Source organism: Pseudomonas sp. RU47 (assembly GCF_004011755.1).
Taxonomy (GTDB): Bacteria; Pseudomonadota; Gammaproteobacteria; order Pseudomonadales; family Pseudomonadaceae; genus Aquipseudomonas.
Window position 1 is genome coordinate 3750400 of sequence record NZ_CP022411.1, and the last position, 16247, is coordinate 3766646.

Annotated in this window: 17 protein-coding genes; 9 read left to right on the plus strand and 8 right to left on the minus strand. The window is 56.9% G+C overall.

The window, feature by feature from the left end; all coding sequences use genetic code 11:
• Positions 1-198: 198 nt before the first annotated feature.
• The 3 genes from CCX46_RS17050 to CCX46_RS17060 all read right to left on the minus strand — a co-directional run bounded on the left by CCX46_RS17050 (position 199) and on the right by CCX46_RS17060 (position 2786).
• Entirely contained in the window at positions 199-1317 is a 1119-nt protein-coding gene (locus CCX46_RS17050) for a hypothetical protein (protein WP_238704343.1), read from the minus strand.
• Positions 1318-1429: 112 nt separating this feature from the next.
• Positions 1430-1816: a hypothetical protein gene (locus CCX46_RS17055; RefSeq protein ID WP_127928283.1), complete on the minus strand. Its 387-nt coding sequence runs from the start codon at positions 1814-1816 to the stop codon at positions 1430-1432.
• A 166-nt stretch (positions 1817-1982) separates the two neighbouring features.
• On the minus strand, positions 1983-2786 hold the full coding sequence (locus CCX46_RS17060) for a 2OG-Fe(II) oxygenase (protein ID WP_127928285.1): 804 nt from the start codon (positions 2784-2786) through the stop codon (positions 1983-1985).
• Positions 2787-3054: 268 nt separating this feature from the next.
• On the opposite strand from CCX46_RS17060, the gene CCX46_RS17065 reads away from it, so the two are divergent.
• Positions 3055-4026 carry an AraC family transcriptional regulator gene (locus tag CCX46_RS17065; protein ID WP_127928287.1) on the plus strand — a complete coding sequence of 324 codons (972 nt, stop codon included), beginning with the start codon at positions 3055-3057 and terminating at the stop codon, positions 4024-4026.
• A gap of 712 nt (positions 4027-4738) precedes the next feature.
• Here the strand turns inward: CCX46_RS17065 and CCX46_RS17070 are convergent.
• The gene (locus CCX46_RS17070; RefSeq protein WP_127928288.1) at positions 4739-6658 is read right to left on the minus strand and encodes a tyrosine-protein phosphatase; all 1920 of its coding nucleotides are present in this window, start codon (positions 6656-6658) and stop codon (positions 4739-4741) included.
• A gap of 160 nt (positions 6659-6818) precedes the next feature.
• On the opposite strand from CCX46_RS17070, the gene CCX46_RS17075 reads away from it, so the two are divergent.
• Entirely contained in the window at positions 6819-7268 is a 450-nt protein-coding gene (locus CCX46_RS17075) for a GNAT family N-acetyltransferase (RefSeq protein ID WP_127928290.1), read from the plus strand.
• A 134-nt stretch (positions 7269-7402) separates the two neighbouring features.
• Here the strand turns inward: CCX46_RS17075 and CCX46_RS17080 are convergent, their stop codons facing one another.
• On the minus strand, positions 7403-7732 hold the full coding sequence (locus CCX46_RS17080) for a DHCW motif cupin fold protein (RefSeq protein ID WP_038367105.1): 330 nt from the start codon (positions 7730-7732) through the stop codon (positions 7403-7405).
• Positions 7733-8102: 370 nt separating this feature from the next.
• On the opposite strand from CCX46_RS17080, the gene CCX46_RS17085 reads away from it, so the two are divergent.
• Positions 8103-9614, plus strand: a complete 1512-nt coding sequence (locus CCX46_RS17085) for an EAL domain-containing protein (protein ID WP_238704344.1) — start codon at positions 8103-8105, stop codon at positions 9612-9614.
• 42 nt (positions 9615-9656) lie between these two features.
• On the opposite strand, the gene CCX46_RS17090 is transcribed toward CCX46_RS17085, so the two are convergent.
• Positions 9657-9923, minus strand: a complete 267-nt coding sequence (locus tag CCX46_RS17090) for a hypothetical protein (protein ID WP_127928294.1) — start codon at positions 9921-9923, stop codon at positions 9657-9659.
• 143 nt (positions 9924-10066) lie between these two features.
• Between CCX46_RS17090 and tspO the strand changes: the two genes are divergently transcribed.
• From tspO to CCX46_RS17110, 4 genes are all read left to right on the plus strand, one after another.
• Positions 10067-10507, plus strand: a complete 441-nt coding sequence (gene tspO / locus CCX46_RS17095) for a tryptophan-rich sensory protein TspO (RefSeq protein WP_007916213.1) — start codon at positions 10067-10069, stop codon at positions 10505-10507.
• Positions 10507-11508, plus strand: coding sequence for an alpha/beta hydrolase (locus tag CCX46_RS17100; protein WP_127928296.1), 1002 nt, complete (start codon positions 10507-10509; stop codon positions 11506-11508). The genes tspO and CCX46_RS17100 overlap by 1 nt, the downstream gene beginning before the upstream one ends.
• A gap of 93 nt (positions 11509-11601) precedes the next feature.
• On the plus strand, positions 11602-12228 hold the full coding sequence (locus CCX46_RS17105; protein ID WP_127928298.1) for a DUF3885 domain-containing protein: 627 nt from the start codon (positions 11602-11604) through the stop codon (positions 12226-12228).
• Between the two features lie 76 nt (positions 12229-12304).
• Positions 12305-12715: a hypothetical protein gene (locus CCX46_RS17110; RefSeq protein ID WP_127928300.1), complete on the plus strand. Its 411-nt coding sequence runs from the start codon at positions 12305-12307 to the stop codon at positions 12713-12715.
• A 55-nt stretch (positions 12716-12770) separates the two neighbouring features.
• On the opposite strand, the gene CCX46_RS17115 is transcribed toward CCX46_RS17110, so the two are convergent.
• Positions 12771-12965 (minus strand): hypothetical protein, encoded by a 195-nt coding sequence (locus CCX46_RS17115; protein ID WP_093433302.1) that lies wholly within the window; start codon positions 12963-12965, stop codon positions 12771-12773.
• 235 nt (positions 12966-13200) lie between these two features.
• Here CCX46_RS17115 and CCX46_RS17120 point away from each other — a divergent pair, with 235 nt between their 5' ends.
• Positions 13201-15060, plus strand: a complete 1860-nt coding sequence (locus tag CCX46_RS17120) for an ABC transporter ATP-binding protein (protein ID WP_127928302.1) — start codon at positions 13201-13203, stop codon at positions 15058-15060.
• A 140-nt stretch (positions 15061-15200) separates the two neighbouring features.
• Positions 15201-15587, plus strand: coding sequence for a hypothetical protein (locus tag CCX46_RS17125; protein WP_127928304.1), 387 nt, complete (start codon positions 15201-15203; stop codon positions 15585-15587).
• Positions 15588-15718: 131 nt separating this feature from the next.
• On the opposite strand, the gene CCX46_RS17130 is transcribed toward CCX46_RS17125, so the two are convergent.
• Complete coding sequence (locus CCX46_RS17130) at positions 15719-16156, minus strand: hypothetical protein (protein WP_224790118.1); 438 nt, start codon at positions 16154-16156, stop codon at positions 15719-15721.
• Positions 16157-16247 lie beyond the last annotated feature (91 nt).

Here is a 16247-nt window from a genome sequence, read left to right on the forward strand (position 1 = left end):
TAAATCAGTGTAGTCGTTAGTTGGCGAAGTGCCCGGTGCTGTGGCGGTGAATCGGGCACTGGATAACGTGGTGCCGACGGAGCAATGAAAATTCCTCCATGACGGCTAGGATGCCGTCATGGAGGAAGATCAGATATACGCACCAAGACTGAAAATTAATCCGTCCCCCTTTTTCACCGTCCCTTTTTCACCCCGTGATTACCAAGCCCATGGTTGCTCAGTCTGCCCCATAAACTTCGAACCATGCAGGAACGTATTACGCTCCTGCGTAGTGGTCAGCGCAAATCGGGCCCAATGCGAATGGGCGATCACGTTCAATTCCTCTTGCCACTGCTGCTTGATTTCCAGCTCTTGGATGTTTCGCCCTTCAAGCACCTCTTCCGAGAACAAATCCACAAGCTCAATGGGTATCGCATTAGCCGAGCCTAGACGAGATCGTATGTTTACCGAGCAAAGCTCCACGACCAATCCGGCAACGCCTTTTTTCATCAACTGCTGTAGCACTCTAAGCTTTTCGCTTGCAGCAAAATTCGTTTTTTTCAGTAGGGTGTTGTAGCGCGGCTTGAAATAATTAATCAACGCCGCTTCTGCCAGGGATACCACCTCATGTCGCTGCAGTCGGACATCCCTAAGACGATTGAAATGGGCAGAATCTTGCGCATCAGTGGCCTGAGCTTCCACATTGAAGTCGCCTCCATTGCTGATGATTGTCCTCCGATGCTCGAACCGATAGAGCAAAAGTAAAACCTCGCGCTCCGGGGAATGTGTCGAGTTCTCGGCGAGAATTTGCTGAAACTTGGTATGCGACAACAAGCGATTCAACGCCGTCAGGGTATTCGTTCGTCCGATGCTCTGGCCAACATAGAGCACTTCCATATCCGTGTCGGGACGCGTCAATTCACTTTCGGCAGCCGCAACGATGACGCTGACGGCAATCATCTGATCTCCTTCGGAAGTCATCACGACCATCGATGATCCGTTGGCGGCAACGGCGACACCTAAAATGTCTGCGGTACCCGCAGTTGTTGGAAGACGAATCTCATAAGTAAAGGGGACCCGCGTCACCCCGTGTTCGCGCAATACCAAAAACTCACCCAAAACGATCCGTCCATTGCGAGATAGACTTTCAGGATTCAGGTAAATGCGATGACGACTGACGATGAGATAAATGTTGGAGCCGGCGAGCGCGGCCTTATGAACTGGATTGTCCTTTATATGGTAAAGGTCTGCCGGCGTCAGCATCGATGGAAGGCTCGAGTAGAGATGGGTTGCCCCTTCCATTGAAAAGAGCCTGATAGTTTCACTCAGATCGATCACGCATCGCTCCTGTGAAGTGCATTGAAATAATTGAAGCCCACCCCAGCTCAGGGGTATTCCGTCCGTAAAAACCATTCAGAAATGGACGAACGAGGACGCGCAGGCACCGACTTCAAAGACGATGCAGCCCTGTAGCATCTCGCCAGTACAAGGTTTCTTCGAATTGGAAGCTAATAAGAAAGAAGGCCGAACACGACTGAGATATGGATTGAGCGATTTTATCCACATCTTCCATAGACGATTCCCCCTCAGGTTCGGGGCCTTTTAATCTGATGGTGCAACGCAAAGCGACAGGAAAGTCGAGTCCCTTTGTATTCTCAGCATAGATCGTAGAGTCATCTGTTACATCACCGCCATTCAATCTAAGCCCCGAGGCAAATACAGCGGACAAGCCATTACCCGCCACCTCTATTTCCCAAGCCCCCGCATTCTCAACGGCGCATTTCAGCGCTGTAATTGTGAGTGTACTATCAGCTTCCAAGCACAGATCAAGACTCATGAATCCTCTCTTTTTCCTGCCTGAACAGTTACACCAAAATTTTGAGTACGATCTTCGCGATAGTGTATTGGGCTAGTGGCTTGAACGTCTCCTTCTTGCCGTAAACTGCACCAGCTGCTCACCACCCAGTCCAAAAAACGGCTGCTTCCCTGATTACGCGGCCTCCTCACCCCTTCTTCTTAAACAATTTATTCAAGTAATACTTCAAACTGACACGATCCTTCGGCCGCGGCTTATAGTGCGTTTTATTCCTCTGCCCCGGCTCCCCGCCCACCCCACTCGCCGTGTAGTAATAAAGCGCAATCGACCGCCGAGTGATGTGTTCCGGCGTAGTCAACGGCTCCGGATGCCCATGGTTACTATCCTTATCCGTATTGAAAATCACGCACCGGTTATAAATCGGCAGTACCTTCTTCAGGCATTTCTTCATCCCCACATCCCAAAGCTCCAGGTTGCCGCCGTACGCTTCCTGCCAGTCCTCGGTCAGGTAAATGATCACGTTCAGCCGCCGCTCAACATTGAGTTTTTTGTTCAGCCGAAAATCCGAGTGCACGCCCAGAAAGCCGCCTGTTTTGGTTTCGTGCAATCCGCCGCCTGCAAAATAAGGGTCAGGAATCAGCCCTTGAATGCCGGTGAGTTTTTCGAGAAATTCCAGCATGGGTGCGGAGTTGAAGGTGTTGAAGACGTTTTTCAGGTACGGACTGCAGGCGTTGGGGCTGATCTGGCGTTTGAGTTGGCCTTTGTAGCCGCGCTCGTAGATTTGTTCGTTGTTGGTCGGTTCGACCGGGAAGTGTTCGCGGATGCTGGCGATGACGTCTGCTTGCAGGAAGTTGTCGATGACGATGTGCGGGAATGGCGTGGCCTGGGTGTATTCGCTGGTCAGCGATTCGCCGAAAGCGCTGGCGGCGTTTTGGTCGAAGTCGAGTTCGGGGGTCAGGGTGATGGGGAGTGTTTGTGTGTTGGCTTGCATTGCCGCTCCAATTAACTTGAATGCTTTCAGGTCATGTCAAACAGGGCCAAGCGCTGAGTGCATCGCCGCTATTTGTTTGCTGAGTACAGTTGCGAGCAGGTTGCCATGTTGGCCTTTGCCTGCCGAGTGTCCTTGTTCCTAAACGTGGTGCGGCGCTGTAACGGCATGTTTCTGGCTGTCACAAACTCGTCATATATCCTCTGCTAATCTCCTCGGCGCCCTGCCCTACACCCCAGTTCTAGAGCCCCCAACCGAAGGTGCCGCCAAGGTGTTTCCGACTCCCGTTCGCCAACAAATCATCCTGCGCTCCGACAACCTCCGTTCGGACGACTTCGGTGCATTGTTTTCCAGATTGTTTGGCAATCGTTATGCCGACAATCCGCCGCTGCCGTCGAACATCATTATCGGCGGCGTTTACGGGCGGCACGATGGCGTGAGTTTTCGGCGGATGCATTATCACGGTGATTTCACCGTCGCTTTCCCCGATCCACAGGATGAGATCACCTTCGTCATTCCCACTGCCGGCAAGATCGTTTTCAACCACGCCACCGAGTCTATCGGTATGTCGCACGTGGGGCTGGCGATCGATAAGGCGGATATCCGTTCGATGCGCTTTCTGGATGACCACGCGCATCACGGGATGTCGATCAATCGGCATCAGCTCACTGAGCGGTTGTCGACGCTGTTGGATAAACCGATTCTGCAGAAGATTGTTTTTGAGCCGAGTGTGGATCTGAATTCGGCAGCGTTTCAGGGGATCAAGGCATTGATCGATCTAGCCACAGGGACGGAGTTTGATCTGTTGCTCAACAGTGGAACGCTGATGCCGTCGCGGTTGCGCGAGATGTTGATTGATGCGGTGCTGGAGGCGTGGCCGCACAATTTTTCCGAGGCGTTGCGGCGGCCGACGGCGATGGTTGCGCCGCGACATGTGAAGTTGGCGGTGGAGTTTATTCAGGCGCATCCGGAGCAGTTGGTCAGTGGTGTGGATCTGGCGCGGTTGAGCCATGTCAGTCATCGCGCGTTGCAGGAGGGCTTTCGGCGGTGTGTCGGGATGTCGATTGTGGGGTATCAGCGGCAGGTGCGGCTGGAGCGGGCTTATGAGGTTTTGAAGCGGCGGGGTTCGGGGTCGGTGACCGAGGTGGCGTTGCGGTTCGGGTTTAGTAATGTGGGGCGGTTTTGCCGGTATTTTCAGGGGGCTTATGGGGTGAGTCCGGCGGAGTTTCGGGCTCGGGGGTGATTGGGTAACAGGTTTGCAAGGTAACTTGTGGTGAGAAGATTTAGCTAAACGTCGCACCGCGCCGATGGGTCGCTAAGCGTGGGGATGGCACGCCGACGCGGTTGTTCGAGGAGTGGGCGCGGAGGCGTTTGACCGAGTTGGCCAGTTGATTTTGCGGTAACTGCTTTCCCCTCACCCTAGCCCTCTCCCCAAGGAGAGGGAACCGAGCCGGGGATATTGAAGATCTACACCGACCTGAGAGTCTTGTTTTGAATCCATAATCGCCTCGATCTTTCAGGTCGATGCATGACGCAAGACGCCTCGGTCAGTCCCCTCTCCCACAACTTCATATACCAGCGCAAGGGACACTCGCAGGTTTTGTGGTGGGGCCGCCCCTCATCGGAACGCCGCCCGCCCATCCCTCTCCCGAGGGAGAGGGAGCCGATTGGTGGGCCTTTCAAAATTTGAGCTCGACTCGGTATGCCACGTCGGTGTAACTCTTCCAATCCACGCGATCAGTCCCCTCTCCCTTCGGGAGAGGGTTAGGGTGAGGGGCTTTTGATTGGCTGCTTTGGATGGAATCAAATTTGTGGGAGCGAGCTTGCTCGCGAAGGCGGTGGGTCAGTCGATGTTGGTGTTGACTGGACTGGCGCTTTCGCGAGCAGGCTCGCTCCCACATTGGGTTTTGGGGTGTTTGTTGGATTGGGGGGTCATCCTTGATCCCGTGTGTCTTTTAGAAGGCGTAGCTGGCCTTGAGACCGCCGTTGAAGCCGTGGCTGTCGCCGCCGCCATTGGCGCCGATTTCTGCGCCAAGACTCAGGGCGCCCAGGCTGGCCATCACATTCACACCGCCGCTGAATTGGTCGCGATTATCAAACGCGGCGCGTTGTTCGATGTCGAGGCCCAGCAGGTGGCTTTGGCTGTCGACCTGGTTGTCGCCCAGTGTGCGTTCGTAACCGACTTGTACGCCGGGCACCAGTTGCCATGCGCCCATCGCCACCGGGGCGAAACCTACGTTGAGGTTGGCGACGGCACTGCGGCGGGTGGCGCTGTTGTCGTCGACGTCGAGGGAGAGTTCGCTGCCCTTCTCTTTGAAGCCGTTGAGGTCTAGGTGGCTGATGCGCAAACCCAGGCTTGGTTCGAAAGTCATGCCGTTGACCGGGGCGCGGTAACCGAGGGCCAACGTGGCGCCGGTGAGGTTGCCGTGGCTGTTGCCTTTCGCGGTGCCGAGGCCGCCGCCGAGGTCGCTTTTGCTGTCGTAGTCGATGTAGCCGGCGCTGGCGTTGGCGTCGAGGAACAGGCCTTGTTCAAGGCTGGTGAAGCCGTAGCGGGCGCCGATGTTGAGGAAGGTGAAGTCGGTATCGGCTTCACCACCCGCGCCTCCGACGCTGCCCTTGCTGTAGCCAAAACCGCCGCGTGCGCTGAGTTGTTCGCTGAAGCGCTGGGTGATGCCGACCATCAAGCCTTGGCTGTGTTCGTTGCTGCTGTCGGCGTGGGCCGAGCCGTCGGTGCCGAGGTAGCCGGCAAGCGCGGTGGTCCAGAGGCGGTATTGGCCGACCTTGAGGTCAGTGCCGCTGGCGAACGGCGCGGCGGCTTGCTCGATCATTGCGTTTTGGCGCAGCAGGTAGCTGGCGGCGTCGGCGTGTACCTGGCCGCCGACCTGCGATTCGACACCGCCGAGGGTGCCGGCGTCGATCGCCGATTGCAGGTAATAGTTATAGGCGCTGTAGGTGCCGGACAGGTCGGTGTTCTGCAATTGGCGGAGCAATTCGGCGCCAGCGGCAGCGTTGCCAATCAGCCCGGCCTGACCCGGCAGGCTGTTGTATTCGACGAGTTTGCCGCGCAGGACGTAAATGGTTTCTTGCGACAGGCCGAGGCCTTGTTTGAGGTAATTGTCCATGCTGCCGTATTCGGCGGTGACTTCGTCGAGGCCGGCCTGAAGGTAGCCGGCCTGCACACCGAGCAGCGGCTCGTAGATGGCAGCCATGCTCGGCGGCAGCGCTTTGAGCGTGGCAGCGACGCGGGCGGCGGTGTAGTCGTTGGTCGCCAGGTAGTTGGCCATGATGGTTGCATCGTCGACACCGGCGATGCTCTGCAATACGGCGGCGGTCCAGCCGGTGCGGTCCTTGCCGGCGGTGCAGTGGAACAGTTGGGCGCCGTCGGTGCTGGCCAGTTCGTTGAACAGTTGGTTGAACTGGCCGCGCATGCCAGCGTCGCTGACGAAGGCGCGGTTGGTCTGCTCCATCATGGCGATGGCGTCGGCGGCGCTTTTGAAGGAGATGTTGGTGATGTTCGCGCCGGAGGTGGTGCTGCCGATGATGTCGATGTTCTCGTAGGTCGCTCCGCTGATCATTGTGTCCGGGGTGGCGGCGATTTCGCTCGGGGTGCGCAGGTCGTAGATGGCTTTGATGCCGAGGCTGTTGAGGGTCGCCAGATCGCTGGCCGTCGGCGTCAGCGCGTTGGAGCGGTAGAACACGCCGCTGCGCATCGTGCCGTCGTGGGCCGTGGTGTACGCGGTGGTGATGCCGGCGATATCACGAAAGTTGTCGATGCCTTGCAGGCGCGGCGTGTCCAGCGGCACGGACTCGGCAGCATGGGCGGCGGCGATGGACAGGCTCAGTACGGACAGCGAACACAGAAGACGTTGAAACACAGTGCAGCCTCATTGTTTAAGCGTTGGGCTGGTCACTATGGGTAGGCAAGTGATACTGAATATGACAGTTTCGGTTTGAATGGAAATGGCTGCGCGATTGGGCCGTGGGGTGCGTGATTGGTCCATCCTCCGGCAGAGAAAGTCTCAGGGATTAACGAAAATGGAAGATCTGATTCGAATGGCAACACGCGAAGATGCCGCGAACATCAGTGAGCTCATCGTGAATACTTTGCGTGTGTCCAATGGGCGCGACTATTCGCCAGACGTTATAGAGCAGGTGCAGCGCAGCTTTTCACCGCAGGCGGTTCTGGTCTTGCTGGGCAAACGTCAGGTTTATGTGGCGACTTTGAATCAACACATCGTGGCGACCGCCAGTCTTGATCAGGACGTGGTTCGCAGCGTGTTTGTCGAGCCGGGCTATCAGGGTAAAGGACTGGGTAAGCGGCTGATGGAAAGACTCCAGTCTGTTGCCGTTAGCCAGGGTTTCAACAAGCTGCATGTGCCCTCTTCGATCACGGCTGAAGGATTTTATCGATCGCTTGGGTTCGACAGGGTTCGGGATGAGTATCACGGCACCGAACGTACGATCATCATGCAAAAGCAATGGTGATGGCAGTACCGAACCCACCGTAGAACCATTGCAGCAGTGAGCCTGCTCGCGATGGCGGCCGGCCAGTTGAGGTGATGTTGACTGAAAAGCCCCGCATCACGAGCAGAAAAAAACCTGAAGGCATCAGCGCGAACTCAATCGACGATGAACAGTTTCGCGCCAGTGGCGGTGAAGGATCGATGACCTTCGGCGTCGTTGCCTACCTGGTAACTCATGCCGGGAGTCAATGTGAACTGGCGGCCATCCTCCAGTTCTGTCTGCAACTGCCCTTCCAGGCACAGGAGGATATGGCCGCGCCAGCACCAATGATCAGCGAGGTAGCCGGGACTGTACTCGACCATCCGCACGCGCGTTGCGCCAAACTGGCAGGTTCGCCACCAGGCCGTGCCGGTTACCCCGGCATGCGCCACCGGTTCTATGGTTGACCAGTCGGTGGTACCGAAAGGAATGGCGGTGAGATCCATGGTTACCTCGTTGATGTTCGCGAAGCGCGCAAGGTATCAACGAGGGAATTGTGCCGATAGATACAGACAGCTCGGATTTGCGGGATACAGACTCTGATTACGGTACTTGTGGAAGCTGGCTTGCCAGCAATGAGGCCCGGTCACGCAGCTCACAGAACGCAGAGAAACCAAACAGTCCGGGCAATCAGTTAAGTTGATCTGGAGCAGTATTTACCCTACACGGCAGCCGTAATCTGTAATGGCTGAAAACAGCCGTGCTGTGCGCACGTCACAGGCCTTGAGGCCAAGGTGGCGCTAAATGAACAAAAAACGCATTGTCTGGGGGAGCATTCTCCTGGGCTTTCCGTGTGTCTTGCTTCCGGTCATTTTGATGGGTTACGTCGCTTGGATGTTGAATCTGGCCGCGGCTCAACAACGCCTGGAAACCCTCGCTTCCGTCGCCTCCAGTCGCGCCCACGGGACTTTCACCGAAGCGGCCGGCGCGCTGAAATCCATCGCTGGCTCGCGTCTCGCACCGTGCACGCCGGAAAGCATCGACGAGATGCGTCTGCTGACCATCAACACCCTCTCGGTGAAGTCGATCGGTTACGTCGAAGAAGAGATTTACGCCTGCGGTTCCTGGGGACCGGTCGGGCAGCACGCGACGCCATGGCGCGAGGACTTCACCACATCGGACGGCGTGCGTGTGTCGCTCGGCGTGCAGTCGCGCATCGTTGCGGCGAAACCGATGATGGCGCTGCAATATGCGGCGTTCAACGTGCTGGTCGATCCCGAGCAATTTCTGCAGGTGATGCTTGATGAGGATTTGCACTTGGCGGTCGGTACCGCGTCCGGGCAATTGATCAGCACCTCGCGCCCGGGTGCGGAACACTTCCTGGCTCGCGTGCATTCCGGCCCGCATTCGGGCCTTGCCGACGGCTATCTCTACACCCTCGTGCACAGCGGCGACTGGGTCGCCATCGCCGCGCTGTCGCGCCATGAGCTGATGCAAGGCTTGATCCACCGGGAATTACTGCTGTTGCCCATCGGTGGTTTGCTCGCGGGGGTGCTGGTGTTGCTGATCGTGCGCCGCACCCGGCAACGTCTGTCACCGCTGGCGGAACTGCAACTGGCGGTGCGCAATCGCGAGTTCGTTGTTCACTATCAACCGATCATCCGCCTCAGCGACGGTGCCTGCGTCGGCGCAGAGGCACTGGTGCGTTGGCAGCACCCGGACGGTACGCGGGTCTGCCCCGATGCGTTTATCCCACTGGCCGAGCACAGCGGTTTGATTCTGCCGATCACCGATCAAGTGATTGACCACGTGATGGACGACCTCGGTCCGCTGCTGGTCGAGGAACGCAGCCTGCACGTGGCGATCAACCTGGCGGCGAAGGACGTCAGCAGTGGGCGCTTTCTGCCGAAACTGGAAGCCGCTTTGCGTCGCGCTGATGTGCAGCAGAAGCAGATCTGGCTGGAAGCGGCTGAACGCGGTTTCGTCGAGATCGACGCTGCCCGTGCCACCGTCAATCGCGCCCGGGAGTTGGGTTATCTGGCGGCCATTGACGATTTCGGCACGGGTTTTTCGAGTCTTCAGCATTTGCAGCAATTGCCGCTGGATGTGCTGAAGATCGACAAATCGTTCGTCGACAACATCGATCAGGATGCAGCCACCGGATCAGTGACTGGCCACATTATCGAAATGGCCAAGAGTCTGCGTCTGCAGATAGTCGCCGAAGGCATCGAGACCGAAGCCCAGCGCGATTACCTGCGCGATCACGGTGTGCAGTTTGGTCAGGGCTGGCTGTTTGGCAAAGCGATGCCGGCGGAGGAGTTTTTGCGTTTCTATAGAGAGTGCGCGCACGTAGAGCACGGTGCGCTGGAAGCAGCGATACCGGTCTAAGCGCGAAGAACCTTGCGCATGAGCCAACGTCTGCTTCGCGCTTCAGTTGGTTTTGCCGACAACCGTTATTTGCGTAATCCCTACCCGCTCTGCATGTTCAAGAATCTGCTCGGGCGTTGAATCCGCTGTGGGCATGATCAGGCCGTTTTCCGCGTCGCCCAGATGCAGTTCCAGCAAGTGCATCGCAGCCTCATGCTCGGCCAACTGCTCCTCCTTGAGTTCAAGCAGAAAAGTCCGCGGCTCGTCGTTGAACCGATATTCGATGTGATAGGTGTACATGATGTCATCCGCGTCAGTAGGAAAAGGCAACTGATCATCCTGACGCAATGGTCAGTTTTTAGTTCAAATTGAATCGCCTCTCTGGCCAATCTGAATTTCATGGCAAACTTTTTCCTTGCCGAGGCGTCCCTTTCTTAAACCCCTTACCGGCTGATTTCAGCCAAGGACTGGCGATGACCTTTTTCATTTTTCTTCTGGCCTGCGCGGCTGCGGCAACCACCGGCGTGATGTTCAAACCGGGGCCGTGGTACGAAGGGCTGAACAAACCCGGTTTTACCCCGCCCAATTGGGCGTTCCCCGTGGCCTGGACGATTATCTATCTGCTGCTGGCCTGGGCCGGTTACCGCTTGAGCCTGATCCCCGGCAGCCAGACGGTGCTGGCCCTATGGGCGGCGCAGATTGCGTTGAACACGCTGTGGACGCCGGTGTTCTTCGGCGCGCATCAGGTGTTGGCGGCGATGGTGATTCTCACCGTGTTGTGGCTGGTGGTCGCGGCGATGGTGGTGCTGGCGATACAACTGGACCTGATCACTGGTTTGATCCTGTTTCCTTATCTGGCGTGGCTGTGCGTGGCGGCGGCGTTGAATTTTTCCATCCTGATCAAGAACCGCTGATGACCAATGCCAATTGGGGTGCTGAAACACCGTGGCCGCAAGGCGAGCGTGAGTTGGCGCAGGTGCGCGCCTTCAACCGGAAGCTTGCTTGGCTGCCGCGTTTCAAGGTCCGTAATCGCCTGACGCCGCGTTTGATTCAGGCGCTGTTGCGCGTCAGTCAGGTCGGCGGCTCGGGGAAGTTGCGCACGCATGGCCTGACGGCTGAGCAGAAGCTGATCGGTAACGTGCCAGTGCGGATCATCCGGCCCAAAGGCAAGACAAAAGGCGTGGTGCTGGACTTTCACGGTGGCGGCTGGGTGATCGGCAATGCGCAGATGGATGACAATTTCAACATCGCCATCGTCAACACCTGCCAAGTGACGGTGGTCTCGGTCGATTATCGATTAGCGGTCTCGACGCCGCTTGAAGGTCTGCTGGAGGCCTGCCTCAACGCTACTCGCGGAGTATTGAGTGATGCCGAATTTGCCGGTCTGCCCGTCGTAGTGGTCGGTGAATCGGCGGGCGGTCATCTGGCGGCGGCGACGTTGCTGGCGCTGAAGCAGTGGCCGGAGTTGCTGCAACGCATCAGCGGCGCGCTGCTGTATTACGGCGTCTACGACCTGACGGGAACCCCAAGCGTACGCAGCGCGCCTGCCGATACACTGGTGCTGGACGGCCCCGGCATGGTCGAGGCACTGCGCTTGCTCACCCCGGAGCTGACTGACGAACAGCGCCGTCTGCCACCGTTATCACCTCTGTACGGCGATTTCAGCGGTTTCCCACCCGCCCTGCTGTTTGCCGGTGAACTCGATCCGCTGCGCGACGACACCCTCGACATCACCAAACGCTGGGCGCAATCGGCGCCGGTGGAAATGTACCTGCTGCCCTCCTCGCCCCACGGCTTTATCCACTTCCCCACGGCCATCGCTCAGGAAGTTCTGGCCTACAGTCGGCAATGGATTTCGGCGCGCATCGAGACCGTTGGTTCGCCACAAACGCCAGCAGCTGCAGCGTCTCGTTGAGTTCACCGACTTAGCTCAAGCGTCAGGGTTAAAGTAAGATCTGTCCGCAGCTCCTTGGCCGAGGAGACAGGCGAATGAATACGAAGGGATAACGTGAACCTACGAGATAAAATCGAGAGGACTTTTCAAGGCAAAGCCTTCGCCCGACCTCTTTTCTATTCCTGCCCCGGAGGACTGCGCTTCGAGCTCTCCGAAACGGGCGGGATCATCGAGCAGCTCCTGACTGCCCTACGAAAATCGACAACGATCTGCAGCGATATCTTTGCTGATGCAGAAACGTTTGTGGTGTGTCTGCGCACTCACTCAGGCAGCCATGGATTTATGCATCGGGCCGCGATTCGCGCATTTCGATCTGCCGGCATTGATATTCCTCCTGAACGCTCAGTCTGGAGTGAGGAGATAGATGTCGAAGAATGGTATTGCGAAGAAGAGCCTGAGTACTGGATCAACATCGCGTTCGAAGCACCGATCACAAGCCTTCAAGCATTTCTCTGGTGTGCATTGGCTAAAGATTTTGGCGCTATTGAGCCCAATCCCCACTGTGATGTGTATCTGTTCAATCTGCCGAAACAGGTCATGGTCTTCCCCTACGACGACAGAGGCATGGATGTCGTCGGCCTTAATGCACCACTGCTTTCGCAACTCTACGAGCGGCACAATCAATACCTGCTGGACTATGACCGCTCGGCCATGGACGTCACGTTCGCAGGGGTGCCTTAGGCGCTATTTATGGCGCTCACATCAGCGAGAATTCAAAAAGGGTGTTTCTGGGCGTGAGCAATACTGGATGCGCGACATGGAAATAGATCGTCTGCTGAAGAAGCGGCAACTCAATGTGCAGGAACAGAATGCGGTGACTGCCCATCGCCTGACGGAAACCGCTCGATTCTGGCGTGATGCCTGTATTCCCGAGGCCTTGGCACGTTTCGGCGAGCGCCAAGGTATTGATTGGTCAGGAACGGTCGTAATCGATCTTGAAGTCGACTTCCCTGGAATGCCACGCCTGTATGGCTTGATCCTCGATCAAGCGGAACGGTTCATAGCGTTTCAAACTGACACCGACAGTGATCATCAACACGTTGAGTTCGTAAGCCAATGGGAGGATGTCTCGGCGCATCAGAACTATACGGCTTCCGAGCGCGGCACTGGCAAAGGGTTTGCTGTGATTGCTTTGCAGGTCAGGCGTGAAGTGCTTGCACAAGGATAGGTATCGGTTTTCAGGCATAGGTTTCCTCTCTCTGGAAGGCCGACAACCGCCGCGCTCAGGCGATGTAGAAAAAGTACAGCGCCAAACCCAGCAACTGCATGAGCAGCAGGATGGAAAGCAAATGATTACAGCCCTTCCAGACATTGCTCACCGGTTTGTTTCTGGCGACTCGGTAGCGAAGATAACTGTCGAGTGAAAGCGACGCCGTGGGGATCAACACGAACAAAAACGTCAAAAAGAAATTAAACATTTCCTTTGCCCGTCGACTCCCAACATGAAACCGGATTTGTTCGCTGCATCGTGCACTGCTCAAGTCGTCTGAGCAGACAGCTTAGCTGATCGGCATGTACCCGGGATCCTTGGGGTTCTGCACCGCAGTGATCCCGGGCAATAACACTTAGTGGGGACACGCCGGTGACGTGCGATCCCTCAAAGCCGCCATTAAGTGGCAAAATCCCCCGACCCTGATCATTTCGGAGACCACAATGCTTCGCGTGTTTGAACAACGGCTCGACCCATTTCCTCCCGACGAAGCACCACCTCCGCCCGTCGGCCTGATGCGGTTCCTGTGGGCCTGCACGCGCGGCGCTCGCGGTTATATCCTCGCATTGGCGCTGCTCAGTGCCGGTGTGTCGATCTACGAAGCCTGGCTGTTTTCCTTTCTCGGCCAAGTCGTCGATCTGCTCTCGACGTGGCAGGCCGGTGGCGGGGTCAACGCGCAAGAAAGTCGCGTGCTGTGGGGCATCGGTATCGTGCTGTTCATCAGCATTGGCCTGGTGGCGTTGCGCACCATGGTTCAGCACCAGATATTGGCGATCAATCTGCCGCTGCGGCTGCGCTGGGATTTCCATCGGCTGATGCTGCGGCAAAGCCTTTCGTTTTTCTCCGACGAGTTCTCCGGACGGGTCACGACCAAGGTCATGCAGACCGCGCTGGCCGTGCGCGAAGTCCTGTTCACCCTGATCGAAATCGCACCGGGCATCGGCGTTTACTTCATTGCGATCATCGCCCTGGCCGGCGGTTTTGCCTTGAAACTCATGCTGCCGTTCATTGCCTGGCTCGCGCTGTTCGGGCTGGCCATGTTGTATTTCGTGCCGCGCCTGGGGAAGGTTGGCCAGGAACAGGCCGATGCGCGCTCGTCGATGACCGGGCGCATTGCCGACGCCTACACCAACATCACCACGGTGAAACTGTTCTCGCACTCCAAACGTGAAGCGCATTTCGCCCGTGCGGCCATGGAGGATTTCAAGCTCACCGGTTTTCGCCAGATGCGTCTGGTCAGCCAGTTTGAAATCGTCAATCAGGCATTGGTGGTCGGGTTGATTCTGGGCGCCGGCGGCTACGCGCTGTGGCTGTGGCACCTGGGCCAGGTCGGTACCGGTGCGGTGGCGGCAATCACCGCCATGGCGCTGCGCATCAACGGCATGTCGCACTGGATCATGTGGCAGATGACGTCGCTGTTCGAAAACATCGGCACCGTGCAGGACGGCATGGCCACCCTCACCCGTGGCCCCAAGGTGCAAGATGCGCCGAACGCCAGCGTGCTGGTGCCGGCGGGCGGCGCGGTGACATTCGACAAGGTCAATTTCAACTACAACGGCGAACGCCAGGTCCTCGACAACCTCAGCCTGCACATCCGCCCCGGCGAAAAAATCGGCCTGGTCGGCCGCTCCGGTGCGGGCAAATCGACGCTGATCAATCTGCTGCTGCGGTTTTACGATGTCGACAGCGGCGAGATTCGCATCGACGGCCAGAATATCGCGCAGGTGACGCAAGACAGTCTGCGCAGCGCGATCGGCATGGTCACGCAAGACACGTCCCTGCTCCACCGCTCGATACGCGACAACATCGCCTACGGCCGCCCGGACGCCACCGACGAAGACATCCGCCGCGCCGCCGCCAATGCGCAGGCCGATGGCTTCATCAGCCAACTAAGCGACAAGCAAGGCCACAGCGGCTACGACACGCTGGTCGGCGAGCGCGGCATCAAGCTCTCCGGCGGCCAGCGCCAACGCATTGCCATCGCTCGCGTGATGCTGAAAAACGCGCCGATCCTGTTGCTCGACGAAGCCACCAGCGCGCTGGACTCTGAAGTCGAAGTGGCCATTCAGGAAAGCCTCGATGAAATGATGCAGGGCAAAACCGTGATCGCCATTGCCCATCGGCTGTCGACGATTGCGGCGATGGATCGACTCATTGTCATGGATGAGGGGCGCATTATCGAACAGGGGACACACACTGAATTGCTGCACAGAAACGGCATTTATGCGCGGCTCTGGCAGCATCAGAGCGGTGGGTTTCTGGGTGAGGAACAGGGTGTGGCGGCGGCGATGGATCAGGCTTGAGGGTATGGGGTGGGGAGCAGTTGTTTATAAGCGACTGCTTTCGGCCAAAAGCGGACATTCGTACCGCTAGTCAAAATACACTGTCGCGACGATCGCATTCAAATTTGGTGCAAGTGTTCATCGGTAAAAAGGGAGGATTGATGAGTCTTGATCTGTGCTTGGAAGCTGATAGTACGCTCACAATTTTGACATTGAGCAATGCCCTTAAGAATGCTGGTGCTCGAAAAGTCGAGATAACAGAAGATGGGCTATACGCTGAATTTAGCTCAGGACTTAAATTAAGTACCGATGACGCTTTCGGTGACCCCTCGATTTATGCTGAGAATACAATGGGTATCGACTTTCCTGTCGCTGTGCGTTGTACCATCAGAATTAAAGGGCCCGAACCAGAGGGAGAGTCCGCTATGGAAGATTTGGAAAAAGTCGCCCAATCAATATCTCAGTCGTGTTCAGCCTTCTTTCTAGTTAGCTTTCAGTTCGAACAAACCATGTACTGGCGGGATGCGACAGGGCTACATCGTCCTTGAGGTCGGTGCCTGCGCGTCGTGCTACAGATATTTTTGAATGGTGTATTTCAGACAAAAGTGCCTTTAATTGATGGGCCGCAATTGGCCGATTGCTGTCTTTGGGAAGGTCCGCAGTCGACCCATAGCTGTCATTAAATTGAGGTAACGAAGCGGGTTTCGAGGCCTACACTTACTGGCGGTAGCGCATTAATCAATACGACGGCATCGTCGCCCTGGTTAAGGTAGATCAACGAGTCACCGGTCTCGAACGTAACTCTGAATCCGGCCAGCCAAGGCTCTTGTCCGTTGAAAGAGTCAAGAATTCCCTCAACTGCGCAAATTTTTGTGTTCTCAAGGTGGGTTGCTGACAGATCCGCAAGCAGGTTTTCCCTCTTCCAGGAGCAGGTCACGTTTGGCTCTATCTCGAAGGGAGCCGGCGTATCAGAAGGAAACAAGTCCGCACCTACTCTCTCGCCATCACTCAAGAGATACATGGATAGAACTTCTCCTTCGACAAAACGCCACTCTAGAGAACCTATGTCTCCCAGATCTTTCTCGTCGTTGAAATAGTACTGGTCGTGCAGCAGCACGCTCAGCCGTTTTCCCAAAAGCGAACGTGCGTTTTGCAGGTCTAGGACAGCTCTTGTAGGGGATGGGGAGTGTCGGCTAGACATCGGCATT